Below are 24,756 nucleotides of genomic sequence, written 5' to 3' on the forward strand. Positions count from 1 at the left end.
GCTCAGCCCAGCAGCTCGGTCAGCGCGGCGCGCGCGACGTCCGGCCCGAACTGCGCGGCCACCGCGGCCTGCCCGGCCCGGGACAGCCGCAGCCAGAGCGCGTCGTCCGTCAGCAGTGACACGATCCCGGCGGCGATCTCGTCGGCCTTGTCCCCGGCGAGCACCTCCGCGCCGTGCCGCAACCGCATGCCCTCGAACGCCAGCGTCGTGCCGACCACCGGGACACCCGCGGCCAGGCTCTCGCCGACCTTGCCCTTGACGCCGGCGCCGAACCGCAGCGGCGCCACCGACAGCCGGGCCGTCTCGTAGAGCGCGTCGAGGGCGGGCACCCAGCCGCGGAACTTCACGCCGTGACCGTCGAGCGTGCGCAGCTCGTTCGTCGGGTCGTGGCCGACCAGGTCGAGCACCGCGTCCGGCACCTGCCTGCGCACCAGCGGCCAGATCTCCCCGGCCAGCCAGTACGCCGCGTCGCGGTTGGGCGGGTGCTCGAAACTTCCCACGAACAACACGCCGGGCCGCCCATCGGGGCTCGCCTCCGGACCCGGGGTGTGCACATTGGACAGCACGCTGACCGGCGCGCCCGGCGCGAGGTCGGCCAGCAGGTCGCGTTCGGCCTCCGACACCACCAGCGTGCGGTCGCAGGCCCGCACCAGCGCCAGCTCCAGCTCGCGGTAGAGCTTCGCGCGCTGGTGCAGCATCGTCGACGTCTCCGGCGCGCCGCCGAGCCGCTCCACCAGCTCGGCCTCCCTGGACAGGCGCACGAAGTGCAGGTCGACGGTGTCGAACACGATCCGCGCCCGCGGCGCGCAGATCCGCAGCCGGTCGGCGAGGTGCCAGGCCACGGTCGGCCGGGACAGCAGCGCCAGCCGGATGTGCTTGCCCGCCTCGTGCAGGAACTGCTCGCGCAGGCCGTTGTCGGTGAGCACGGTGATCCTCGCGCGGTGCAGCTGGTCCAGGTACGCCGGGTCCGCGGGCGGCCCCATCGGGCAGAACACCACGCGGTGACCGAGCGCGACCAGCTCGTCCAGGAGGCACCGCAACCGCACCGACCCGGAGTCGCGGTCCGGGGTGGGCACGGTGACGTCGGCGACCAGCACCAGGTCGCCGTCGCGCTGGGTCCGGCCGGGCACGCGCTGGCGGGCGATCCACAGCGGCGTGCCCGGGTCGGCCTGCTCCGCGAGGGCGTCCGCCCACTTCGCCGTGAAGACCTCGCGGTTGACCTCCTGGTACCGCTTGACGCCCTGCGTGACGTCGGTGCCGTGCGAGACACCCTCGTGGTGGACGACCACCGCGTCCGGGACCACCACCACGCGGTGGCCCGCGGCGCGGACCGCGAACGCCAGGTCGGTGTCCTCGTAGTAGGCGGGCGAGTAGCGCTCGTCGAACCCGCCCAGCCGCTCCCACAGGTCCCGGCGCACGAGGATCGCCGCGCCCGAGCAGTAGTCGACGTCGCGGACCGCCTGGTAACGCGGGTCTTCCGGGTTGTCGCCGTGCCCGTAGTTGGCGGCGCTGCCGTCGGCGAACACGATGCCGCCACACTCCTGCAGCCTGCCGTCCGGGTAGACCAGCCTCGCCCCGGCCAGGCCGATGCTCTCGTCGCCGCGGACGACCTCGGTGAGCGCGTCCAGCCAGCCGGGCCGGACCTCGGTGTCGTTGTTGAGCAGCACCAGCAGCTCACCGCGGGCCTGCGCGGCGCCGAGGTTCACGGCGCGCAGGAACCCCAGGTTCTCCGGGGCGCGCACGAGCCGGACACCCGGGCAGGCGGCGAGCTGCTCGGCCGAATCGTCCGGCGAGGCGTCGTCGACCACCACGACCTCGAACGGCACGCGCGTGCCGCTGTCCTCGATCGACCGCAGGCAGCGGCGCGTGTAGCTCCACTGCCCGTGCACCGGGACGATGATGCTGACGAGCGGTTCGTCGCTGGTCGACACCGCGACCGGGCCTTCGGTGGCGCGCCGCCGCGGCCGGTAGCGCTCGATGACCTTGCGGTACTTCGGGCCGTTTTCGTCGGTGGTGAGCCGTTCGATCTCGGCGCGCAGCGGGGCGGCGGCGCGTTCGGCGGCCGCGCCGGGCAACGTGAGCTGCGGGTCCAGCATCGTCGCCGCGGCGGGCACCTCCACCGGGTTGTCGGAGGCGACGCCGATCAGGTAGGTGTGCGGCGCGCCGGTGCCGACCGACCAGCTGTCCTCGCCCGTGCGGCGCAGCTGCTGCGACAGCACCGGGCCGTGCTCGCGATCGCTGGTGAGCACCGAGCCGACCGCCACGTTCTGCCGCAGCACGGTCACGTGCCGGAACGACGCGCCGAGCAGCGCGCGGAACTGCGGCTCGGTCAGCTCCTTGACGTGGAAGGGGTTTTCGTTGCCGTGCTCGTGCGTGTAGACGAGGACGTCCGGCGTGCTGGTGAAGAACACCCCGCCGGGCGCGAGCCGGGCGCGCACCAGCGCCAACAGCTCGTCCTGCTCCGCGACGTGCTCGAGCGCCTCGAAACAGGTGATGACGTCGAACGTCCCGGCGTCGGCGAGCAGGTCCGGGTCGGTCATCGAGCCGGTGGTGAACCGCAGGTTCGGCTGTCCGCAGTAGCGCGCGCGGGCGTGCTCGACGCTGGCTTCGTCGATGTCGACGCCGACCACCTCGGACGCGTGGGCGGCCAGCAGCGCGCTGCCGTAGCCCTCGCCGCTGGCGAGGTCGAGGACGCGCCGCCCGAGGGCGTAGCGGGCGGCGAGGGCGTAGCGGTGGTAGTGCTCGTAGATCACCTGGATGTCGTCCGTCCAGGGCACGCAGCGCTCGCCCGTCCAGTCGATCCCCCGAGGTCCCACCATGGGCCGGAAGGCTACCGGTACTGGGCCCCCGGGTGATACTGATGCCCGGTAATCTGCGGCGGGGAGGGAATTTCTCACGGTGACCAGTGACGTCCGCCGGCAGCGCCGGGAGATGACCCTCGGGATCGCGATCATCGTGGTGCTGGCGCTGGGTCTCGCCGTGTCCGCCACCGGGTACCTGCTCACCCGCAATGCCGGCCTGGCCGATCCGCCGGACGCGAAGCCGGCGCCTGAGCACAGCGCGCTGGCCCTCGTCGAACCGCCCGGCGCGCCCGGTCCGAGCGGGCCGTTCACCCTCGCCGCGCTCCGCAGCACCGTGTCGCTGCCGCAGCCGATGGTCGACGTGCTGACCGCGGCCGGGATGAGCGACGGGATGCGCAAGACCGCGGTGCGGGCCGGGGTGACGATCGGTCTGTACGCGCTGGCGACGGGTGATCCGCGAGGCGCGGTGCGGGCGTACGGCGCGGGCGTGGAGCTGCAGGGGCTGGCCGCCGACCGGGACCTGTCGCTGGAGGGCGTCATGGCGTACGGCACGCCGGTGGGCGCCCCGCTGGCCCGCTTCGGCGCGGCGTACGTGCTCTACGACCGCGTGGTGGTCGTCGAGACGGCGGGCCAGGGCGACGCGGCGCACGACGTGTTCCGGACGACGCTGGACCGGCAGATCGAGCTGGCGCCGCCTAGCGACCGCTCCTGACGGCGCGCACGACGCGGGACAGGTGGGCGGGGCGCAGGCTGTCCACGCGGCCGGCGAGGAAGTCGTGCTGGCCGAGGTCTTCCACGACGTCGAACCCGTGCTTGAGGAGTAGCGCGCGGATCTCGTCCGGGTCGAGGAACGTGCGCCACGGCTCACCCCGGCCCGCGGTCATCGCGCCGACGGCTTCGACGTAGGTGTTGCCCGCCTCGTCACGCAGGTGGGACGGCAGCAGGTAGTCGGCGACGAGCTCGCTGCCCGCGGCGAGCCGGGCGAGGGCGGTCAGGGTGGCGTCGAGCGCTGTGGCGTCGAGGTACATGAGCACGCCGAGCCAGCTGACGAACGCCGGCTCCGGCGCGAGACCGTGCGGTGTCAGGTCGAGGTCGGCTTTGGCGAGGTCGAGCGGGACGTGGGTGGCCGCCTCGGGAATCCCGGCCGCGGCGAGGAGTTCGCGTTTCGCGGACTGGCTCGCCGGGTGGTCGACTTCGAAGGTGCGGACGCGGCCGTCGCGCTGGGCGAAGGTGTCGAGCCCGGCGCCGAGGACCACGTACTGGCGCAGGCCCGAGGCGTGCAGGCGGTCCTCGGCGATGCGGCTGCGCAGCGTGGTCTGCACGCGGGCGCCGGCCAGGACCGGGTGGTCGCCGTGTGCCAGGTGGTAGCCGAGGAGTTCGGTCGCGTGCTCGCCGAGGAGGCGTTCGGCGAGCGTGTCCCGGAACAGGAGCGGTTCGGAGTCGACGTGGAGGTGGGCGGCTCGGGCCGCGGCCGCGGTGAGCGCGGTTCTGCTGGCTGGCATGCATCCACGTTATCGTACAACTTCGGGAGTATAGCACAGAAAAGTCGATTCCGGAAGGGCTGCCCGATCACGATCCGGTGTGGACGGTGCTACCAGTCCGGGTGCGATTCCCAGGCGCGCAAGCGAAGCGCGCTCTCGAAGCGGTGCTCCGCGCCGGTGAGCGGATCGGTGAACGCGAGAACCTTCGCGAGCAGCTGCAGCGGACGACGGAAGTCGCCGGGCGGCACCTCCCGGACCTCCGGGTACAGCGGATCGCCCAGGATCGGGATGCCCAGCGAGTTCAGGTGCACGCGCAGCTGGTGCGTGCGGCCGGTTTCCGGCACCAGCCGGTAGCGGCCCAGCCCGTCGCGGTGCTCGATCAGCTCCACGTGCGTCCGCGCGTTCACCGGCCCCGGCAGTTCGCGCGCGGTCAGCACGCCGCGCTTCTTCACGATCCGGCTCTCCACGGTCCGCGGCAGCGCCAGCTCCGGCGAGTAGGGCGCGATCGCCTCGTACTCCTTGTGCACCAGGCGATCCCGGAACAGGTTCTGGTAAGCGCTGCGGTGCGCCGCGGTCTTGACGAACATCAGCACACCCGCCGTGAGCCGGTCCAGGCGGTGCGCGGGGGAGAGGTCCGGCAGGTCCCGCGTGTGCCGCAGGCGCACCAGCGCGGTCTCCCGGACGTGCCCGCCGCGCGGTGTGGTGGCCAGGAAGTGCGGCTTGTCGACCACCAGCAGGACGTCGTCCTCGTGCAGCACCGTCAGCTCGAACGGCACCGGCACCTCGTCGCCGCGGTCCCGGTGGAACCACAGGAAGGTGCTGGGCGTGAACGGTGTGCGGGCGTCGATCGGCCCGTCCACCCCGACGATCGCGCCCTCGGCCAGCATCCCGTCGATCACCGCCGGGTCCAGCTTGGTCAGCTTGCGGACCAGGTAGTCGCGGATGGTGTCCCACGGGCCGTCCGGCGGGGTCCGGATGCGCGCCGCGTTGACCCCGTCGCGCGGCGGCAGCGGGGACGGGGGCGGCTTGCGTCTCATCGGTCAGCACTGTAGCGAGGCGCGACCGCGCCCGCCGCGACCACCGCCACCGCGGCGAGCAGCACGAACCCCGCCGAGTAGGCAGGCGCCGCGGCCAGCTGCGCCCCTACCGCGAGCTCGTCGCTGACCCGCGGGGACGAGCTCGCGCCGAGCTGCGGCGAGAGCGAGGGCGCGACCAGCATCACGACCGCCATCGGCACCAGCACCAGCCCCGCCGCGTCGCGGACTTCTCGAACACCGCCGGGTCCTGCACGAGCCGGGCGGCATGGTCACCGCGCCGAACATGGCCGCCGCGACGACCGCGGTGACGCCGTTCACGGCCGCCACCGCGGACGGCCTGGGGCGCCGCGGCCGCAGCGCCGGGAACGGCCGGCTCAGCGCGCAGGCGACCGTGCCGGCTTCGCCGAGCTGATCATGACCCGCGGCAACCACGGCCCCGGCGGGCTGCGTCTCGCGGAGGTCCTCGCGGCCGCCGGCCTGGACGAACCGGCCCAGGCGTGCTTCTACCTGGTCTTCCTGGACGTCGTGCTGGGCCGCGCCCACCGCGAGGTGCACGGCGACCCGGCCACGCCGGAACGCAACGCCGGGATCTTCGAGGCCGCACGGGCGAGCTCGGCAGCGCCTACACTGAAAGCACTGGTACCGCACCTGCGCGCCGTCACCGCCGACGAGGTCTTCGACGCGGAGTTCGACCTGCTCGTCGGCGCGATCCACGCCGCACGGCGGCAGTAGGCCACAATCCCCGGGGTTGTCGGTGCCCTCCGTTACCCTGCATACGCGCGGCGCCCTGGTGCCGCCCCACCCCAATCGCTACTGGGAGAGAAGATCCTGTGACTGCTTCTGCTGAGCCTCTCTACGGGGCCGACGACCTTACCCACCTGGAAGGCCTGGAAGCGGTCCGGAAGCGCCCCGGCATGTACATCGGGTCGACCGACAGCCGCGGCGTGAACCACCTGTTCACCGAGATCGTCGACAACTCGACGGACGAGGGTGTCGCAGGTCACGCCACGAAGGTGGTCGTCACGTTGCACGCGGACGGCAGCGTCCAGGTCGACGACGACGGCCGCGGCATCCCGACCGGCGTGCACGCCAAGTCCGGTCTGTCCGGTGTCGAGCTGGTGCTCACCCGGCTGCACGCGGGCGGCAAGTTCGGCGGCTCCGGCTACAAGACCTCCGGCGGCCTGCACGGCGTCGGCGCCTCGGCGGTCAACGCGTTGTCGCACCGCTTCGACGTCACCGTCCGCAACGGCGGCAAGGTGCACGAGATGTCCTTCGCGCACGGCACGCCGGGCGTGTTCGACGGTCCCGGCCCGAAGGCGAAGTTCACGCCGCAGCCCGGGTTGCGCGTCAAGGGCAAGATGAAGCGCGGTGAGCGCACCGGCACGTCGATCCGCTACTGGCACGACGCGCGGTACTTCGAGAAGGGCGCGGAGCTCGACGTCGAGCAGGTGCGCACGAAGCTGCGCAACACCGCGTTCCTCGTGCCGGGCGTCACGTACGTGCTGCGCACCGCCACCGAGGGGTCGATCAGCGAGGAGACCTTCCACTTCCCCAACGGCCTCGCGGACATGGTGGAGTTCCTCGCGCCGTCGGATGAGAAGCCGGTGTCCGGCACGCTGATCATCCGCGGCGAGGGTTCGTACAAGGAGAACGCGGCCGACGCCAACGGGGTCATGCGGTCCAATGTGGAGCGTCATGCCGAGGTCGAGATCGCGCTGCGCTGGGGCACCGGGTACGAGCGCACGGTCGAGTGCTTCACCAACACCATCCGCAACGTGCACGGCGGCACCCACCGCCGCGGCTTCGACCGCGGGGCGACAAAGGCGTTGCAGGAAGCCATTTCCCGCACCCGCGGCCTGCTGAAGGCCAAGGAGGACCTGCCGACGCTCGACGACGTGCTCGAGGGCATGACGGCGGTCGTCCACGTGCGCATCCCGGAGCCGCAGTTCACCTCGCAGACCAAGGACGAGCTGTCCACGTCCGGCATCACCCGCGTGGTGCAGGGCATCGTCGAGCGGCACCTCAAGGAGTGGACGGAGAACCGCAAGACCAAGGCCGAGGCCAAGGTCGTGCTGCAGAAGATCGTCGACGCCGCGCGGGTGCGGCTGACGCAGAAGCAGCAGAAGGACGCGGCGCGCCGCAAGACCGCGCTGGAGGGCGCGGCGATGCCGCCGAAGCTCGTCGACTGCCGCACCACCGGCATCTCCCGCAGCGAGCTGTTCCTCGTCGAGGGTGACAGCGCGCTCGGGTCGGCCCGCATGGCGCGCGTGTCGGAGTACCAGGCGCTGCTGCCGTTGCGCGGCAAGATCCTGAACGTGCAGAAGGCTTCGCTCGGCGACACGTTGAAGAACGCCGAGATCGCCTCGATCGTGCAGGTGCTCGGCGCGGGCACCGGCCGCACCTTCGACCTGTCCGCGATGCGCTACGGTCGCGTCATCCTGATGGCCGACGCCGACGTCGACGGCTCGCACATCCGGACGCTGCTGATCACCCTGTTCGCGAAGTACATGCGGCCGGTGATCGAGGACGGCAGGCTGTTCGCCGCGATGCCGCCGCTGCACAAGATCGTCACGAAGGGCCGCAACCCCGAGACCATCTTCACCTTCACGCAGCGCGAGATGGAGCAGAAGGTCGCCGAGCTGGAGGCCGCCGGCAAGCAGATCGTCAAGCCGGTCCCGCGGTTCAAGGGCCTCGGCGAGATGGACGCCGACGAGCTGTGGGAGACCACGATGAACCCGGCGACCCGCTCGGTCCGCCGCATCACGCTGGACGACGCGGAGGCCGCGGAGGCCGCGCTGGAGCTGCTGATGGGGGAGAAGGTCGAACCCCGGCGCAACTGGCTCGTCGAATCCGCCGCCCGCGTGGACCGCGAAGCGATCGACGTCTGAGTTCCCCTAGGAGACAACAGCAATGGCACGCCGATCCAAGACAGCCGTCACCCGGGTCGATCCGGCAGCGTTCGACCAGGCCGGCGCGCAGGTCTTCGAGAACCCGGTGAAGACCGAGATCGAGGACTCCTACCTGGAGTACGCCTACTCGGTCATCCACTCCCGCGCACTGCCCGACGCGCGCGACGGCCTCAAGCCGGTGCACCGCCGGATCCTGTTCTCGATGAACGAGGCCGGCTACCGGCCCAACCACGCGTACGTGAAGTCCTCGCGCGTGGTCGGCGACGTGATGGGCCGCTACCACCCGCACGGCGACACCGCGATCTACGACGCGATGGTCCGCCTGGCGCAGGACTTCTCGATGAACGCGCCGCTCATCGACGGCCACGGCAACTTCGGCAGCCCAGACGACGGCCCGGCCGCGTCGCGGTACACCGAGGCGCGCATGTCGCCCGAGGCGATGCTGCTCGTCGGCGAGCTGGGCGAGGAGACGGTCGACTTCCGGCCGAACTACGACGGTTCGCTGATGGAGCCGTCGGTGCTGCCTGCCGCGTACCCGAACCTGCTGGTCAACGGCACGTCCGGCATCGCGGTCGGCATGGCGACCAACATGATCCCGCACAACATGGGCGAGGTCATCGCGGCCGCGCGGTGGCTGATCAACCACCCCGGCGCCACCCTGGACAAGCTGATGGAGTTCGTGCCGGGCCCCGACCTGCCGACCGGCGGGATGCTGCTGGGCCTGGACGAGGTGCGCAAGGCGTACGAGACTGGTCGCGGCGTGGTGCGGATGCGGGCGAAGGTCGAGATCGGCCCGCTGCCGGGCAGCCGCGGCCGCCAGGCGATCACGGTCACCGAGCTGCCCTACGGCGTCGGGCCGGAGAAGGTGATCGAGAAGATCACCGAGGAGGTCAACAAGTCCAAGCGGCTGACCGGGATCGCCGACGTCAAGGACCTCACCGACCGCGAGAACGGCACCCGGCTGGTCATCGAGTGCAAGGTGGGCGTCAACCCGAACCCGCTGCTGGCCGACCTCTACCGGCTCACGCCGCTGGAGCAGTCGTTCGGCATCAACAACCTGGTGCTGGTCGACGGCCAGCCGCAGACGCTCGGGCTCAAGCAGCTGCTCGAGGTGTTCCTGGAGCACCGCTACGACGTGGTCACGCGGCGCACGAAGTACCGGCGCCGCAAGCGCGAGGAGCGGCTGCACCTGGTCGAGGGCCTGCTGATCGCGCTGCTGGACATCGACAAGGTGATCCGGCTGATCCGCAACAGCGACGACGCCGCGCAGGCCAAGGACGGCCTGATGAAGCGGTTCAAGCTGTCCGAGATCCAGGCCACCTACATCCTGGACACGCCGCTGCGCCGGCTCACCAAGTACGACAAGCTCGAACTCGAGGACGAGCAGGAGAAGCTGCGCGCGGAGATCGCCGAGCTGACCAAGATCCTCGAGGACGACAAGGAACTGAAGAAGGTCGTCTCCAACGAGCTGGCCAAGATCGCGAAGGACTTCAAGACCGAGCGGCGCACCGCGTTGATCGACGGCGACCTCAAGGAGGTGCTGGCCGCGTCCAAGCCGGCCGGGCCGCTGGAGGTCGCCGACGACCCGTGCCAGGTGATCCTGTCCGCCACCGGCCTGGTCGCCCGCACGGCGGCCGAGTCGGAGGAGGCGCCGGAGGGCCGCCGCCGCAGCGGCCGGGTGAAGCACGACGCGGTCGCGGCGATGGTGCACTCGACCGCGCGCGGGCAGGTGTTGCTGGTCACGAGCCGGGGCCGGGCGTTCAAGACGGACGTGCTGCCGTTGCCCGTGCTGCCGGAGCAGTCCGGCACGGTGTCGCTGCGCGGCGGGATGGCCGCGCGGGAGCTGGTGCCGCTGGACAAGGGCGAGAAGGTCATCGGCATCGCGCCGCTGGGCGAGCAGGCCGCCGGGTCGCCGGGGCTCGCGCTCGGCACGCGGCAGGGCGTGGTGAAGGTGGTGGCGCCGGACTGGCCGGTGCGGTCCGACGAGTTCGAGATCATCGGGTTGAAGGACGGCGACGAGGTCGTCGGCGCGGCGTGGCTGGCTGATGGTGAGGAGACGTTCGCGTTCGTCACGTCGGACGCCTCGCTGCTGCGGTTCCCGGCTTCGCTGGTGCGGCCGCAGGGCCTCAAGGGCGGCGGCATGGCGGGCATCAAGCTTGCCGCGGACGCCGAGGTGGTGTTCTTCGGTGCGATCCGCACGGACGACGCGGAGCACGGCGAGCCGATGGTGGTGACGGCCACCGGCGCGAGCGTGAAGATGACGCCGTTCGCCGAGTACCCGGCGAAGGGCCGCGCGACCGGCGGGGTACGGGCGCAGCGCTTCCTGAAGGGGGAGACGCGCCTGACGGTCGGCTGGGTGGGCCCGCGGCCTGCCGGAGCGTCGAAGAACGGGGACCCGGTGGAGCTCCCGGAGCCCACCCTCCGCCGCGACGCCTCGGGGGCCCCGCACCCCGGCCCGGACGTCATCGGACACCTCATCGAGCGCGGCTGACACCGCCGCGGGCCGCGCTCCCGAGTGGGGCCCGCGAGTGGGGGCCGCAAGTGGGGCGCGCGTAAGTGGGGCAGGCAAGGCCAGGCCCGCAACCGGGGCCGGCAACACCGCGCCCGCAACACGGGCCGGCCGGCACGGCCGGGCTAGCAACACCGGGCCGGGCAACATCAGGCCCGGCAACACCAGGTCCACAACACCGGGCCCGGAGCGCTGGCGCGCCCGGGCCACCCGAACGAGTGATTTTCGAGAGGCGGCCGGCCCATGACGGAAGATCGTTCGGTCCTCACCCGCTCGGCGCCGGAGCCGGACGGTCAGCTCCGCTACGGCCCGGAGCCCGACCAGGTTGCCGACCACTGGCGGGGCCGTCCCCAAGCGCCCTTGATCGTCGTCGTGCACGGGGGCTTCTGGCGGCCCGCCTTCGATCGGCGGCACACCCGGCCGATGGCGTCCGCCCTGGCGCGGACGGGCGCGAACGTCCTCTCGATCGAGTACCGCCGTGTCCCCGGCGAGCCCCGCCTCGCCACCGCCGACGTCGCCGCCGCGCTGCGCGACCTGCCGGTGAAACTCGCCGGGCGGTTCGACGGCCGGGTGGTGCTGACCGGGCATTCCGCGGGCGCGCACCTCGCCCTGCTGGCCGCGGCCACCGCGCCCCCGCCAGGCCTCGCCGCCACCGTCGCGCTGGCGCCGGTCGCCGACCTCGCCCTGGCCGCGCGGCTCGGCCTCGGCGACGGCGCCGCCCGCGCGTTCCTCGGCGACGTCCCGCCGGACGGACTCGACCCGGCGCGGCTGCCGTCATCGGCCGGGCCCGTCGTCCTCGTGCACGGCGACGCGGACGAGGTGGTGCCCGTCGAGCTCTCCCGCGCCTACCGTGAAGTGCACCCCGACGCGCGCCTGACCGTCGTCTGCGGCGCGGGGCATTTCGCGTTGATCGACCCGGACAGCACCGCCTGGCCTGCGGTATCGTCGACTTTGCTCGCCCCGGCAACTCAGGCGGAACCGTGGCGGGAATGACCCGAATCCTCGGAAACCGCAGGTTTCTCCGACCTGGGCAGGGGCTAGTCTCGCATCATGTCCACATCGGCCAGCGCGCGACTGCAAGCTGAGCACAAGCTCCAGCGCATCGGTCTCGTCAGCGACAGCGCGCTCGCCCACCTCGCCGCCGAGGATCTGCTCACCGAGCTCCTGGACCGCGTCCGCCAGGTCCTGCGTTCCGACACCGCCGCCGTGCTGCTGCTCGAACCGGGTGGTCGTGAACTGGTCGCGGTCGCGGCGCGCGGCATCGAGACCGAGGTGGCGCAGGGCGTCCGCGTCCCGGTCGGGAAGGGCTTCGCCGGTCAGGTCGTCGCGCGCCGCGAGCCGGTGCAGCTGCAGCGGGTCGACTCGACGACGGTGGTCAACCGGCTGCTCTGGGAGAAGGGCCTGCAGACCCTGCTGGGCGTCCCGTTGCTGGTCGGCGGCGAGGCCATGGGCGTGCTGCATGTCGGCTCGCTCTCGCCACGGGAGTTCACGCCGGAGGACGTCGAGCTGCTCCAGCTGGCCGCCGACCGGATAGCGCTCGCCGCCCATGCCCAGCGTTCCAAGGCCGAGCGCGCGGCGGCGGCCGAGCTGCAGCGCAGTCTCCTGCCGACCCAGCTGCCGGTCGTGCCCGGCATCGAACTCGCCGCGCGGTACGTGCCCGGTGACGAGGGCGCCATCGCGGGCGACTGGTACGACGTGTTCCTCCTGCCCAACGGCTGGCTCGGCGTGGTGATCGGCGACGTGGTCGGCCACGGCCTGCCCGCGGCGATCGTGATGGGCCGGATGCGCAGTGCGCTGCGGGCCTTCGCGCTGGAAGGCGGCGACCCCGCCGAAGTGCTCGCCAACCTCGACCGCAAGATGCAGCACTTCGAGCCGGGCATGATGGCCACCGTGCTGTACGCGCTGATCGAGCCGAACTTCGAGCGGCTGCACGTGTCCTCGGCCGGTCACCTGGTGCCCGTGCAGGGCCGCGAGGGCGAACGGGCCAGGCTGCTCGACGTCGCCGTCGACCCGCCGATCGGCGCCCTGCGGGACGTGCGCCGCCGCGTCACGGTGGCGGAGATGCCGCCGGGCTCGGTGGTCTGCTTCTACACCGACGGCCTGGTCGAGCGGCGTGGCGTCGCGCTCGACGACAAGCTCGACCGCCTCTGCGGGGTCGTGCACCCGGCCCAGGCCCAGACCGTCTGCGCAGACGTGATGGCCGAGCTGATCGGCGAGGACACCCCGGACGACGACGTGGCGCTGCTGACCGTGCGCCGCCAGAACGGCGCGGACGTCGGCCCGCTGGAGCTCACCGTGCCCGCGGTGCCGGAGTCGCTGAAGGAGGTCCGGTCCGCGATGCGGCGGTGGCTGACCGTCGTCGACGCGAGCGCGGACGCCACGGCCGACCTGCTGGTCGCGGTCGGCGAGGCGACCTCCAACGCCGTGGAGCACGCCTACGGGCCTGCGGGCGGCGTGGTCAAGGTGCGGCTGGAACTGCGGGGGCAGGACGTGATCGCCACCGTGTGCGACGAGGGCCGCTGGCGGCCGCCGCGCGGCGAGAACCGCGGCCGGGGAACGCTGCTGATGCACAGATGCGGGGACGAGGTCCGCATCGACCACCGCCCGCAGGGGACGGAAGTCATGATCCGCCGGACGATCGGGCCCGCGGAATGACGACGGCCACCATCGACGCCGAAAACGACGGCGGTCACGTCCTGCTGCGGATCAGCGGCGAGATCGACCTCGCGAACGCGTCCGTCGTCCAGGACCAGATCTTCACCGCGATCGACAACGACGCCGTGCGCGTCTCGATCGACCTCACCGATGTGACCTACTTGGACAGTTCGGGACTGCGTGTGCTGTTCACCCTCGCCGGGCGGCTCAAGGTGCTGCAGATGGAGCTGGACCTGGTCGTCGCGCCCGTGTCGCCGGTGCGGCGGGTGCTGGAGATGTCCGGGTTCGAACCGCTGGCCGCGGTGCGTGAGGGTTGACCTCCGTGGGTAGTCACGACACATGGTGAGCGTCGGATACTTCCTGTCCAGCGAGGAGCACGGGCCTCGCGAGCTGGTGGAGCAGGCGAAGAAGGCGGAACAGGCCGGGTTCGAGCGGTTGTGGATCTCCGACCACTTCCACCCGTGGACCGGTGAACAGGGCAACAGCCCGTTCGTGTGGTCGGTGATCGGCGCGCTGTCCCAGGCGGTCTCGCTGCCGATCACGACGGCGGTGACCTGCCCGACCGTGCGGATCCACCCCGCGATCATCGCGCAGGCCGCGGCGACGGCGGCCGTGCAGTGCGAGGGCCGGTTCGTGCTCGGGGTCGGCTCGGGTGAGGCGCTCAACGAGCACATCTTCGGCGACCCGTGGCCGCCCGGCCCGCGGCGGCTGGAGATGCTGGAGGAGGCCGTCGAGGTGATCCGCAAGCTGCACACCGGCGAGCAGGTCACCCACTACGGCAAGCACTACACGGTCGAGCAGGCGCGCATCTACACGTTGCCGGAGCAGCCGGTGCCGATCTACGTGTCGGCGTTCGGGCCGAAGACCGCCCGCCGGATCGCGAAGATCGCGGACGGTTTCGCGACGGTGATGCCCGACGGCGAGCTGGTCCACTCCTACCGCGAAGCCGGCGGGCGGGGGCCGATCCAGGGCGGGTTCAAGGTGTGCTGGGCCGATTCGGCGGAGGAGGCGCGGGAGACCGCGCACCGGCTGTGGGCGAGCGACCTGCTGCCCGGCAGCCTCGGCCGGATCCTGCCGACGCCGCGGGACTTCGAGCAGGCCGTGCCGGTGGTGACCGAGGAGCAGGTCGCGGGCCAGATCCCGTGCGGCCCGGACGCCGACGCGCACGCCCAGGCGGTGCGCCAGTTCGCCGACGCCGGGTTCGACGAGGTGTACGTGTCGCAGATCGGCCCGGAGCAGGACAAGTTCTTCGACGCCTGGTCGTCGAAGGTGCTGCCGCAGGTCAAGGGCTGAGCGCGAGGCTCGCCGCGGCGAGTCCGATCCACCGCACGCCGAGGAGCCCGATCTGCAGCCCGAGTGCGCCGGCGGCCTTGAGCGCGCCGAGCGCGGGCAGCCACGACTCCGGCACGTCCACCGCCGCGGAGTTGGCCAGCACGAACCGCGCCCTGGCGAAGTCCGCGACCGCGATCGCCGCATTGAGCACGATCGTCAGCACAGTCACCGTCACGTACATGACCACCAGGTTCGGGCGGCGGCAGCGGCGCGTCCAATACCCGCTTCCATAACCTGGTGGCATGGACGTGGACACGCGCCTGCTCCGCTACTTCGCCGCCGTCGCCGAGGAGGGGCACCTGACGCGCGCGGCGGAGCGGCTCTTCGTGTCCCAGCCCGCGCTCACCAAGCAGATCAAGCAGCTCGAAGCGCAGCTCGGCACGACGTTGTTCACCCGCTCCCGCCGCGGGATGGCCCTCACCGACGCGGGCCGGGTGCTGGCGGACCGGGTGCCCGCCCTGCTCGACGGGTGGGACCGGGCGTGCCGCGAGACCCGCGCGGCGGGCGGCCGCGTGCTGCGCGTCGGCTTCCTGGCCAGCGCCGCCAACGAGGCGACGCCGGCCATCATCGCCGCGTTCGGCCGCCGCCGTCCGGGGTGGCGGGTCGACATGCGGCAGGCCGCCTGGTCGGACCCGACCGCCGGGCTGGCCGCGGCCGACGTCGACGTCGCGCTGTTGCGCCTGCCGTTTCCCGGACAGGACGAACTCCGCGTGCGGGAGCTGTTCAGCGAACCCCGCTGGGTCGCGCTGCCCGCGTCCCACCCGCTCGCCCGCCGCGACCAGATCGACTTCCGCGAGCTGTGGGACGAGCCGTTCGTCGCCGCCCCGGCCGAGACCGACTGGTGGCGCGACCACTGGCTGGGCACGGACGAACGCGAAGGGGAGCCGCGCGTCGGCGCGGTGACCGACCAGCCGGACGAGTGGCTGAGCGCGATCGCCAACGGCTACGGCATCGCGTGGCACCCGCCCGACGACGACAACCCGGTCGTCGCCGACTTCGTCGCCTGCTGCCTCGACGCCGCTAGGGCCTGTTTCATAAGCGAGGTAGCCACTCGTTGATCGCGGCGATGTGGATTGTGGCTTCGTAGCGGACGGCGAGCTTGTCGTATCGGGTGGCGAGGGCTCGGTGACGTTTGAGGCGGTTGATCCCGCACTCGACCGCGTGTCGCTGTTTGTAGGTGTGCGGGTCGAAGGCTGGTGGCCGGCCACCGTCTGGTCCACGGTTGCGGCGATGCCGGATCTGATCAGCGGGCTGGGGGATGGTGCACGCGATCCCGCGCCTGCGCAGGTGGGCCCGGTTGGCGCGGGAACTGTAGGCCTTATCCGCCAGCACCCGATCCGGTCGGGTCCGGGCTTGTCCACCGCCGATTCGGGCGACCCGGATTCCGGCCAGTACCGCCTCGAACTCCGGGCTGTCCCCACGCTGCCCCGCCGTGACCAGCAGCGACAGCGGTTTCTGCCCCTGTTCAGTCGCCAGATGCAGCTTGGTGGTCCATCCACCCCGAGACCGGCCCAATGCGTGATCAGCGGGTTCGGGCGCGCCCACCCCACCCGGTGGTTCCTTCTGCACCTCACTCTCGGTCCGCGCGCCCGCCGCATGCTGATGCGCTCGGTTGATCGTGCTATCCACGCTCACGTCCCAGGTGATCACCCCAGCGGCGTCGGCCCTGCTCTGCAAGGCCGCCAGGATCACCGCCCACACACCCGCGCGCTGCCAGCGCCGGAACAACCCATAGACCGTCTGCCAGCACCCATACACCGGTGGGACATCGCGCCAGGGAGAGCCCACACGCACTCGCCACCGAATTCCGTCGAGGAGTTGACGCTTGGTCCACTTCGGTGGGCGACCCGGCTTCTGGCCGACCGGCAGCAGTGGTTCCAGCACCGCCCACTGCGCGTCGGTCAGATCGGCTCGCCCCGCCGCCGCTACGCTAGCCACGAGGTCTCCGGTGTTCTCGATCTTCTTAGTCGCTGATCGATCTACCGGAGACCTCACTTATTTGATCAACGACACGCCGCGACACCCACACTGCCGAAGACCTTCCCAGATCAGCGCATTGAAACAGGCCCTAGTGGGAGTCGCGCGGGACCGAGTGGCCCCGGGACCCGCGCAGGAAGTCGAAGTCCGCGCCCTGGTCGGCCTGCAGCACGTGCTCGGTGTAGAGCCACGTGTACCCGCTGGTGTACGGCGATCCCGGCGCCCGCCAGGACGCCCGCCGCGCCGCCAGCTCCTCGTCGGAGACCTCGACGTTCAGCGTCCGCGCCGCCACGTCCAGCGTGATCAGGTCGCCGGTGCGCACCAGTGCGAGCGGCCCGCCCGCTGCGGACTCCGGCGTCACGTGCAGCACGACCGTGCCGTACCCGGTGCCGCTCATCCGCCCGTCGCAGATCCGGATCATGTCCGTCACGCCCGCCTTCAGCAGCTTGGCAGGCAGCGCGACGTTCGAGACCTCCGGCATGCCCGGGTAGCCCTTCGGCCCGGCGCCGCGGATCACCAGGATGCTCGTCTCGTCCACGTCGAGGTCCGGGTCGTCGGCGACGGCGTGGTAGTCCTCGACCGTGTCGAACACCAGCGCCCGCCCCTGGTGCTTGAGCAGGTGCGGGGACGCGGCCGACTGCTTGATCACCGCGCCACCCGGGCACAGGTTGCCACGCAGCACCGCGGTGCCGTTGCCGGCGGGCTGGAACGGCTCCTCGACGGTCGTGATCACGTCGGTGTTGAAGTTCTCCGCTGCGGCCACGTTCTCACCGACCGGCTTGCCGGTCACCGACACACTGCCGGTGTGCAGCAGCCCCGCTTCGGCGAGCTGCCGCATCACCACCGGCAGACCGCCGGCGTAGCAGAAGTCCTCCATCAGGTACTTGCCCGACGGCATCAGGTTCACCAGCGTCGGGACGTCGCGGATGAGCGTGTCGAAGTCGTCGAGCGTGAGGTCCACCTCGGCGCGCCCGGCGATCGCGAGCAGGTGGATGATCGCGTTCGTCGACCCGCCGATCGCGGCGTTGACCCGGATCGCGTTCTCGAACGCCTCGCGGGTGAGGATGTGCGACGGGCGCAGGTCCTCCTCGGCCATCTCCACGATCCGCTGCCCGGCGGACTGCCCGATCTCGAACCGGCGCGCGTCGACCGCGGGCCAGGTCGCCGAGCCGGGCAGTTGCATCCCGAGCGCCTCGGCCATGCACGCCATCGTCGACGCGGTGCCCATCGTCATGCAGTGCCCATTCGACCGCGCCATGCAGCCCTCGGCGAAAAAGCACTCCTCCTGGGTCATGCGCCCAGCCTTGAGTTCCTCCTCGAACTTCCAGACGTGCGTGCCGGAGCCGACGTCCGCGCCGCGGTACTTGCCGTTGAGCATCGGGCCGCCGGTGACCATCACAGCGGGCAGGTCGACGCTCGCGGCGGCCATCAGCATCGCCGGGGTCGTCTTGTCGCAGCCGGAGAGCAGCACCACACCGTCGAGCGGGTTGGCGCGGATCAGCTCCTCGACCTCCATCGCCATCAGGTTGCGGTAGAGCATCGCGGTCGGGCGCATCAGCGTCTCGCCGGTGGCCATCGTCGGGAACTCCAGCGGGAACCCGCCCGCCTGCCACACCCCGCGCTTGACCGCCTCCGCGACGCGGGTCAGGTGCGCGTTGCACGGCGCCAGTTCCGACGCGCTGGTCGCGATGCCGATGACCGGCCTGCCGTCGAACACCTCGGCCCCGAAGCCCTGGTTGCGCATCCAGGACCGGTAGATCATCCCCGCGCGGCCGGTCGCCCCGAACCACGCCGCGCTGCGCCTCTGCCCCGTCACGAGCCTGTTCCTCTCCGTCGAGTACGTGCGTTCCGAACGTTAAATCATTAGATGATTCAAGTCCAGGGGCGTTGGAGATCACAGTGCTTCCGCTGGCCAGAAAGTTGTACAGTCTAAACTGTTATAGAAGTACAACGTTTGGGGTGTGCGTGCCGGAACTGTCCCAGCGACGTCGGCTCCTGGTGCTGGCGATCTGCTGCCTGAGCCTCTTCGTCGTCTCGATGGACACCACGATCGTCAACCTCGCGCTGCCGTCGATCGAGCGCGACTTCTCCGCCGGCGTGTCGAGTCTGCAGTGGACGATCGACGCCTACACGCTTGTGCTGGCCAGCTTGCTGATGCTGTCCGGCTCGACCGCGGACCGGATCGGGCGGCGCCGCACGTTCCAGGCCGGGCTGGTGCTGTTCACGCTCGGCTCCCTGCTGTGCAGCGTCGCGCCGAACATCGGGCTGCTCATCGCCTTCCGGATGGTGCAGGCGGTCGGCGGCAGCATGCTGAACCCGGTCGCCATGTCGATCATTACCAACACCTTCACCGACGCGCGCGAACGGGCGCGCGCGATCGGGATCTGGGGCGCGGTCGTCGGGCTCAGCATGGCGCTGGGCCCGGTGGTCGGCGGCCTGCTGGTGGACGCCGTAGGGTGGCGGTCGATCTTCTGGATCAACATTCCGGTCGGGGTCGCCGCGCTCGTGCTGACCGCGTTGTTCGTGCCGGAGTCGAAGGCGCCACGGGCGCGGCGGCTCGACCCGGTCGGGCAGCTGCTGGTCGTGGTGGCGCTGGCGAGCCTGACGTACGGGATCATCGAGGCGCCGCACCACGGCTGGCTGTCCGGGCTGACCGTGGCGTGTTTCGTGGTGGCGGCCGCCGCTGCGGCCGGGCTCGTCGTCTACGAGCGGCGGCGGGCGGAACCGTTGCTGGACCCGCGGTTCTTCGCGAGTGCGCCGTTCTCCGGGGCGACCGTGATCGCGGTGTGCGGGTTCGCCGGGCTGAGCGGGTTCCTGTTCCTCAACGCGCTGTACCTGCAGAACGTCCGCGGGTTCACGCCGCTGCACGCCGGGTTGCTGACGTTGCCCAGCGCGCTGGCGATCTTCGCGCTCGCGCCGCTGTCCGGTCGGCTGGTCGCCACGCGCGGCTCGCGGATCCCGCTGGTGACCGGGGGACTGGGGCTCGCGGTCAGCGGCGTGCTGCTGACCCGGCTGGGCGCGGACACCGGGATCGGGTGGCTGGTGGTTACCTACGTCGTGTTCGGCGCCGGGTTCGGGATGCTCAACCCGCCGATCACCAACACCGCGGTGTCCGGCATGCCGCGCGCCCAGGCCGGGGTGGCGGCGGCGGTGGCGTCGACGAGCAGGCAGGTCGGGGCGTCACTCGGGGTCGCGGTGCTCGGCGCGGTGGTCACCACGCACATCACCGGCGCGTTCACGACGGGCTTTCCCGCGGCGAGCCACATCGCGTGGTGGATCATGGCCGGATGCGGCGTGGTGGTGATGGCCCTGGGCGTGCTGACGACGTCCCCGTGGGCGATGGCGACGGCCCGGCGGGCGACGGTGCTGTTCGACGAGCCGGCCGGAGTGCGGACGTGACCGCCGCGGAGCGGGTCTGGGAGCGGATGCAGGACGTCCTGGGCAGGCACGACCGGCGCAAGGCGGTCACCGAAGCGCTCGGGCTGAGCTTCATCAAGATCAAGGCGCTGCGGCGGCTGGCGTCCGGGCCGCTGACCCTGGCCGACCTGGCGGAGCGGCTCAACACCGACCGCCCGTACGTGACGTTGGTGGTGGACGACCTGGAACACCGCGGACTGGTGTCGCGGACGGTGCACCCGGCGGACCGGCGGCGCAAGCTGGTCGCGGTCACGCCCGCGGGTGCCGAGGCGGCGGCCACGGCGGAGCGGATCCTCAAGGAGCCGCCGGCGTCACTGGCCGCCCTCGACGCCGACGAGCTCGCCGAACTGGACCGCCTCCTGACGAAGCTCACCACCACCGCCTGACTCAGGCACAACGCTCAGTCGGCCAGGGTGATGGCCCGGGAGGCCAGGTGCAGGGCCAGCCGGTCGTCCGGGCGGGACAGGTCCACCCCCAGCAACTGCTCGATCCGGGCAACGCGGGCGGTGACCGTGTTGCGGTGCACGCCGAGCACCGCCGCGGTCTCGGCGATCGAGGACTCGGCGTCCAGGTACACCGCCAGCGTGCGCACCAGGTCACCGGGCGCGTTGCGCAGCGGGGCGATCAGCGCGCGGGCCGCCGGTTCGAAGGTGTCCGTCCGCGTCCATTCCAGCAGCAGCTGCGCCATCCCCAGCTGGTCGACGTGCAGGAAGTGCCCCGACTCCGGCCGGGTCGCGGCCAGGCGCGCGGCGTCGGTGGCCTCGGCGATCGTCGCGGCGAGGCCGTCCGGGCGCGGGTGCGGGCGGCCGACCCCGAGATGCGCGCCGAGCGTCCGCCGCAGCGCCTTGTGCGCCGCCCGCAGCCCGGCGGCCAGCGTGCGGACCCGCTCGGCCGTCGGCTCCTGGTCGAACGTCACCCACCCGGTCCAGCCGTCGCCGTGCTCGACGACCACCGCGGCGATCTGTTCGGCCCGCAGCGCACGCACCACCTCGGTCGTCCGCGCCACCGTGTCCACACTGGACGCGACGCCGATGCGCAGCCCGACGTGCCAGCCGCCCAGCCGCCACCCCGCGTCGGCCGCCCGGCGGCGCAGGTCCGCGCCCGGCTCGGCGTCCAGCCGCAGCAGGTCGCCGAGCAGCGCGGTGCGTGACCGGGCGTCCCGTTCCAGCTCCAGCCGGTTCGCCAGCAGCCATCGCTGCACCGCCCCGGCCGCGACCGCCAGCGCCGGCGGCACCACGTCCGCCCGCGCGGCCTCCACGCCGGTCAGCTCGGCCGCCACCCACAGCACCGGGCCTGCCAGCAGCGCGGGGTGCGCCAGCAGGACGCCGTCGTCGAGGTCCACCCGCTGCGGCACCGGCTCGCCGACCCGGATCCGCCCCGCCGACGGCAGGTCCCCGGCCACCGGCTCGCCCCGGTCGTCGAGCAACGCGACCGGCGACCGCAGCAGCCCGCGCAGCGCGGTGACCACCTCCTCCGGCGAGCGCAGCCGTTCGCCGAGCGCCCGGTGCGTCGCCAGCACGAGGTTCGCGCGGTCCAGCTCCGGCGCGGCGAGCATCAGTCGGGCGTCGACGAGCAGGTCCAGCGGCCGGGCCGCCGTCACCAGCAGCGGCATCGCGAGCCGGTCGGCCAGCAACCTGGTCGCGGTCAGCGGTTCGACCTCCGGCAGGAGCAGGCCCGCCGCGCCGCTGTCCACCCCGCGGCGCAGCAGGGCGTCGATCTGCCAGTCCGTGCCGCGCAGCTCCCGCGCCAGCACCAGCAGCTCACCCGGGCCCGGGCTGTCCCCGGCGTCGAGGGTGGCCCGCACCGTCTCCAGTGGACGGTCCAAGCCAGATTCGCCGGCGGCGACCCGGACGCCGGCCCACGACGGCAGGGCCAGCAGGCGGCGCAGGATCATGCGAGCACCGGATCCGAGTCGATGCCGTACGCGCGGGGCTGCAGCACCGGCAGCCGTCGCGGATCGGTCCAGAACGGCGCCGCGGCGAGCTGCAGCACGTCGACCTCGATCCCGGCGCGGATGGCGTCACACGGCACCGGGGCGCCGGTGCGGTGGTCGACCACGGCCAGCACGTCCGGGGTGGACGCCACCGGATGGCCGTCCCGCAGCGCCAGCAGGTACTCGTTCTCCATCTCCAGCCGGAGCAGCGCCCCGGTGCGGTGGTCGGTCAGCGTCGCGCTGCCGCGCCCGAACCCGGCGCGGCCGTGCGCTCCGGGACCGGGGTGCCGGGACACCTCGAGCACGCGGCCCATCGCGAGCACCCGCCCGCCGGAGGCCTCGGCGAGCCGGTCCGGCTCCGGGCCCTCCCCGGCCGCGAGCACCCGCCTGCCCAGTTCGAGCGCGCCGGTGACGCTGCCCATCACCGCGCACCGCGGCAGGTCGCCCGCGGGCACCGGGGCGAACGCCATCGCCGCCCACCCGCCGGAGCTGGCCAGGAACGCGCGGGCGCCGCGTTCGACCGACTCGTCCGAACCGGCCGCCAGCACCAGCACCTGACCGCCCGGCTCGGCGAGCGCGGCAGGCGCCAGCCCGCGGCCGGCCGCGGCGATCGACAGCTGGTCCAGCCGCGGCAGGCCGCGTCCGGACAGGTCGGCGTCGGCGCACGGCAGGCCCAGCTCGACGGCGGCCACCAGCGGCATCAGCCCGTTGAGCCCGCCGATCTCGATCGACACCAGCGCGCCGGCGCGGGCGCCGGTCCAGCGCTCGATCGCCGACACCGCGGTCGCGAACTCCGCGCCGCTGGGCAGTTTCTCGGTGAAGGCGGCGGTCGCGCCGACGATCCCGACCGGCATCACCAGCGTGTTCGGATCCAGCGCGCCGGAGATGTCGGGTTCACGCCCGTGGGTGACATGCTGCCGCAACAGCGCCGCGGCCGTCATCGTGTCGCCCCCACCACCCGACCCGAGCAGCGCGACGCCCCGTTCGAGCGCGGGCACGTCCGCCACGGTGATGCGCATGCTTGCCTTCATGTGCTGAGCTGGAGGTATGACCAGGGTAGACGATCCAGCCACCATGACCCCGGAACAGGCGCGGGCGGCGTTCCGCGCCGGAACCGTGGCGCCGACGTCGGGGTGGGCGACCGGTTTCACGCAGACCAACCTGATCGCGGTGCCGCGCGACTGGGCCTACGACGTGCTGCTGTTCTGCCAGCGCAACCCGCAGCCGTGCCCGGTGCTCGACGTCACCGACCCGGGCAGCACCGCGACCACGCTCGCCCCCGGCGCCGATCTGAGCCGCGACCTGCCGCGCTACCGCGTGTGGCGGCACGGTGAGCTGGCCGAGGAGGTCGACGACGTCAGCGGCCTGTGGCAGGAGAACCTGGTCGCGTTTTCGATCGGGTGCAGCTTCACGTTCGAGACCGGGCTGCTCGCGGCCGGGATCCCGCTGCGGCATCTGGAGCAGGGCCGCAACGTGTCGATGTACGTGACGAACCGCGAGTGCCGGCCGGCCGGGCGGCTGTACGGACCGATGGTCGTGTCGATGCGCCCGATCCCGGCGGGCCGGGTCGACGAGGCGATCGCGATCAGCGGCGCGATGCCCGCGGTGCACGGCGCGCCGGTGCACGTCGGCGACCCCGCCGGGCTCGGGATCGCCGACCTGACGCGCCCCGACTTCGGCGACCCGGTCGAGGCGGAACCCGGTGACGTGCCGGTGTTCTGGGCGTGCGGGGTCACCCCGCAGGCGGCGCTGATGGCGTCGAAACCGCCGTTCGCGATCACCCACTCGCCGGGGCACATGTTCATCACCGACCGCAGGGACAGCGAGTACCGGGTGCCTACGGCAGCGCGGTGAACGGCGCCAGGAACGTGCGGGCGGACGGGGTGTCCAGACGGTAGGTCACGTTGGTGGCGTAGCAGGGCGCGTCACCGGTGATCGTCGTGGACACCAGCGTGCGGGTGCCGCCGATCGTGGCGAAGTTCGGCCCGCCGGAGTCGCCGTAGCAGGCGCCCCCGTTGCCCTGTGGTGCGGTCATCGCCAGGCGCACCCACGTCTTGTTCAGCGCGTCGAAGGTGACCGGCGCCTTCACCCGGACGCCGCCGCCCGGGTGGGTCTGCCCGCCGGGGCCGTTGACCGCCTCCTGCGTCCCGTAGCCGGCGACGACGAACGGCGTGCTGTTCAGGCCGCGCGGACCGAGCTGGTCCAGCTGCCCGGCGGTGGGCAACTGCGTCGGCGTGAACGACCACCGTGCGGCGACCTGCTGCGCGGGCAGCTGGATGACCGCGATGTCGTGCGCGTCCGCCGAGTTGCCCGGGTAGGCCGGGTCGGAGTGCGCCACGCCTTCCACCGCGACCGCCCGTGCCACCGCGGCGGGATCGCCCGGGTACTGCTGGGCGGAGGCGTCGAGGCCGGACTGCACGTCCTGGTCGAGCGACACGTAGAACCGCACGCCGGCGGGCCAGTCGCTGGTGCAGTGCGCCGCGGTGAGGAAGGTGTCGCGGTCGACCATGGTGCCCGAGCACACCCAGTCCACCCGGTCCGGCGTGGCTGGGTTCGCGTCGTTGTCCCAGGTTGCGACGAGGGCGCCGACCTCGGTGCGCTCAGGCGCCGGGGTCGCGTTGTAGGAGTTGATGGCCGAGGCCGGGGCCGCCGTCGCCAGGATCGCGGCGACGGCGGCGGCCGATGCGAGTGCTGCTCTCATCCGG

Annotated in this window: 23 protein-coding genes; 13 read left to right on the top strand and 10 right to left on the bottom strand. The window is 72.3% G+C overall.

The features are described 5' to 3' along the window. Window positions 1-2: 2 nt before the first annotated feature. Complete coding sequence (locus AMETH_RS06340; RefSeq protein WP_026153863.1) at window positions 3-2,819, bottom strand: glycosyltransferase; 2,817 nt, start codon at window positions 2,817-2,819, stop codon at window positions 3-5. Window positions 2,820-2,898: 79 nt separating this feature from the next. On the opposite strand from AMETH_RS06340, the gene AMETH_RS06345 reads away from it, so the two are divergent. Beyond that, entirely contained in the window at window positions 2,899-3,513 is a 615-nt protein-coding gene (locus tag AMETH_RS06345; protein ID WP_017987218.1) for a hypothetical protein, read from the top strand. Here AMETH_RS06345 and AMETH_RS06350 read toward each other — a convergent pair. The 3 genes from AMETH_RS06350 to AMETH_RS06360 form a co-directional block, all read right to left on the bottom strand. Continuing rightward, a complete protein-coding gene (locus AMETH_RS06350; RefSeq protein WP_017987219.1) occupies window positions 3,497-4,303 on the bottom strand; it encodes a class I SAM-dependent methyltransferase in 807 nt (268 codons plus the stop codon). The genes AMETH_RS06345 and AMETH_RS06350 overlap by 17 nt on opposite strands. An 89-nt stretch (window positions 4,304-4,392) precedes the next feature. Further along, window positions 4,393-5,319, bottom strand: coding sequence for a pseudouridine synthase (locus AMETH_RS06355; RefSeq protein WP_017987220.1), 927 nt, complete (start codon window positions 5,317-5,319; stop codon window positions 4,393-4,395). After that, window positions 5,316-5,513, bottom strand: a complete 198-nt coding sequence (locus AMETH_RS06360) for a hypothetical protein (RefSeq protein ID WP_156131620.1) — start codon at window positions 5,511-5,513, stop codon at window positions 5,316-5,318. Before AMETH_RS06360 ends, AMETH_RS06355 begins: the two co-directional genes overlap by 4 nt. 71 nt (window positions 5,514-5,584) lie before the next feature. Between AMETH_RS06360 and AMETH_RS37750 the strand changes: the two genes are divergently transcribed. The 8 genes from AMETH_RS37750 to AMETH_RS06395 all read left to right on the top strand — a co-directional run bounded on the left by AMETH_RS37750 (window position 5,585) and on the right by AMETH_RS06395 (window position 14,685). Then, window positions 5,585-5,731, top strand: coding sequence for a hypothetical protein (locus AMETH_RS37750; RefSeq protein ID WP_017987222.1), 147 nt, complete (start codon window positions 5,585-5,587; stop codon window positions 5,729-5,731). 2 nt (window positions 5,732-5,733) lie between these two features. Then, entirely contained in the window at window positions 5,734-6,051 is a 318-nt protein-coding gene (locus AMETH_RS06365) for a hypothetical protein (RefSeq protein WP_017987223.1), read from the top strand. 98 nt (window positions 6,052-6,149) lie between these two features. Further along, window positions 6,150-8,207, top strand: coding sequence for a DNA gyrase/topoisomerase IV subunit B (locus AMETH_RS06370; protein WP_026153864.1), 2,058 nt, complete (start codon window positions 6,150-6,152; stop codon window positions 8,205-8,207). Between the two features lie 22 nt (window positions 8,208-8,229). Beyond that, a complete protein-coding gene (locus tag AMETH_RS06375; RefSeq protein ID WP_017987225.1) occupies window positions 8,230-10,719 on the top strand; it encodes a DNA gyrase/topoisomerase IV subunit A in 2,490 nt (829 codons plus the stop codon). 261 nt (window positions 10,720-10,980) lie between these two features. Further along, entirely contained in the window at window positions 10,981-11,730 is a 750-nt protein-coding gene (locus tag AMETH_RS06380) for an alpha/beta hydrolase (protein WP_017987226.1), read from the top strand. Between the two features lie 57 nt (window positions 11,731-11,787). Beyond that, on the top strand, window positions 11,788-13,392 hold the full coding sequence (locus tag AMETH_RS06385; protein ID WP_017987227.1) for an ATP-binding SpoIIE family protein phosphatase: 1,605 nt from the start codon (window positions 11,788-11,790) through the stop codon (window positions 13,390-13,392). Continuing rightward, a complete protein-coding gene (locus AMETH_RS06390) occupies window positions 13,389-13,709 on the top strand; it encodes an STAS domain-containing protein (protein ID WP_017987228.1) in 321 nt (106 codons plus the stop codon). The genes AMETH_RS06385 and AMETH_RS06390 overlap by 4 nt, the downstream gene beginning before the upstream one ends. A gap of 22 nt (window positions 13,710-13,731) precedes the next feature. Then, window positions 13,732-14,685 carry a TIGR03557 family F420-dependent LLM class oxidoreductase gene (locus AMETH_RS06395; RefSeq protein ID WP_017987229.1) on the top strand — a complete coding sequence of 318 codons (954 nt, stop codon included), beginning with the start codon at window positions 13,732-13,734 and terminating at the stop codon, window positions 14,683-14,685. Here the strand turns inward: AMETH_RS06395 and AMETH_RS06400 are convergent. Then, window positions 14,675-14,905 (bottom strand): DoxX family protein, encoded by a 231-nt coding sequence (locus tag AMETH_RS06400; protein ID WP_017987230.1) that lies wholly within the window; start codon window positions 14,903-14,905, stop codon window positions 14,675-14,677. The genes AMETH_RS06395 and AMETH_RS06400 overlap by 11 nt on opposite strands. Window positions 14,906-14,966: 61 nt before the next feature. Between AMETH_RS06400 and AMETH_RS06405 the strand changes: the two genes are divergently transcribed. Then, window positions 14,967-15,782 carry a LysR family transcriptional regulator gene (locus AMETH_RS06405; RefSeq protein WP_017987231.1) on the top strand — a complete coding sequence of 272 codons (816 nt, stop codon included), beginning with the start codon at window positions 14,967-14,969 and terminating at the stop codon, window positions 15,780-15,782. Here the strand turns inward: AMETH_RS06405 and AMETH_RS36440 are convergent. Beyond that, entirely contained in the window at window positions 15,757-16,662 is a 906-nt protein-coding gene (locus AMETH_RS36440; protein WP_026153428.1) for an IS5 family transposase, read from the bottom strand. The two genes, AMETH_RS06405 and AMETH_RS36440, sit on opposite strands and share 26 nt — an antisense overlap. A 130-nt stretch (window positions 16,663-16,792) precedes the next feature. After that, on the bottom strand, window positions 16,793-18,517 hold the full coding sequence (locus AMETH_RS06410; protein ID WP_017987232.1) for an IlvD/Edd family dehydratase: 1,725 nt from the start codon (window positions 18,515-18,517) through the stop codon (window positions 16,793-16,795). Between the two features lie 149 nt (window positions 18,518-18,666). Between AMETH_RS06410 and AMETH_RS06415 the strand changes: the two genes are divergently transcribed. Beyond that, complete coding sequence (locus AMETH_RS06415; RefSeq protein WP_026153865.1) at window positions 18,667-20,100, top strand: MFS transporter; 1,434 nt, start codon at window positions 18,667-18,669, stop codon at window positions 20,098-20,100. Then, a complete protein-coding gene (locus tag AMETH_RS06420; protein WP_017987234.1) occupies window positions 20,097-20,504 on the top strand; it encodes a MarR family winged helix-turn-helix transcriptional regulator in 408 nt (135 codons plus the stop codon). The genes AMETH_RS06415 and AMETH_RS06420 overlap by 4 nt, the downstream gene beginning before the upstream one ends. A gap of 14 nt (window positions 20,505-20,518) precedes the next feature. Here the strand turns inward: AMETH_RS06420 and AMETH_RS06425 are convergent, their stop codons facing one another. Beyond that, on the bottom strand, window positions 20,519-22,012 hold the full coding sequence (locus tag AMETH_RS06425) for a helix-turn-helix domain-containing protein (protein WP_017987235.1): 1,494 nt from the start codon (window positions 22,010-22,012) through the stop codon (window positions 20,519-20,521). Then, window positions 22,009-23,070, bottom strand: coding sequence for a DUF917 domain-containing protein (locus tag AMETH_RS06430; protein ID WP_017987236.1), 1,062 nt, complete (start codon window positions 23,068-23,070; stop codon window positions 22,009-22,011). Before AMETH_RS06430 ends, AMETH_RS06425 begins: the two co-directional genes overlap by 4 nt. A 55-nt stretch (window positions 23,071-23,125) precedes the next feature. On the opposite strand from AMETH_RS06430, the gene AMETH_RS06435 reads away from it, so the two are divergent. After that, a complete protein-coding gene (locus tag AMETH_RS06435; protein WP_017987237.1) occupies window positions 23,126-23,905 on the top strand; it encodes a putative hydro-lyase in 780 nt (259 codons plus the stop codon). Here the strand turns inward: AMETH_RS06435 and AMETH_RS06440 are convergent. Next, window positions 23,889-24,752, bottom strand: a complete 864-nt coding sequence (locus AMETH_RS06440; protein WP_017987238.1) for a trypsin-like serine protease — start codon at window positions 24,750-24,752, stop codon at window positions 23,889-23,891. The genes AMETH_RS06435 and AMETH_RS06440 overlap by 17 nt on opposite strands. Between the last annotated feature and the right edge of the window lie 4 nt (window positions 24,753-24,756).

It is taken from the genome of Amycolatopsis methanolica 239 (genome assembly GCF_000739085.1).
Lineage (GTDB): Bacteria > Actinomycetota > Actinomycetes > Mycobacteriales > Pseudonocardiaceae > Amycolatopsis_E > Amycolatopsis_E methanolica.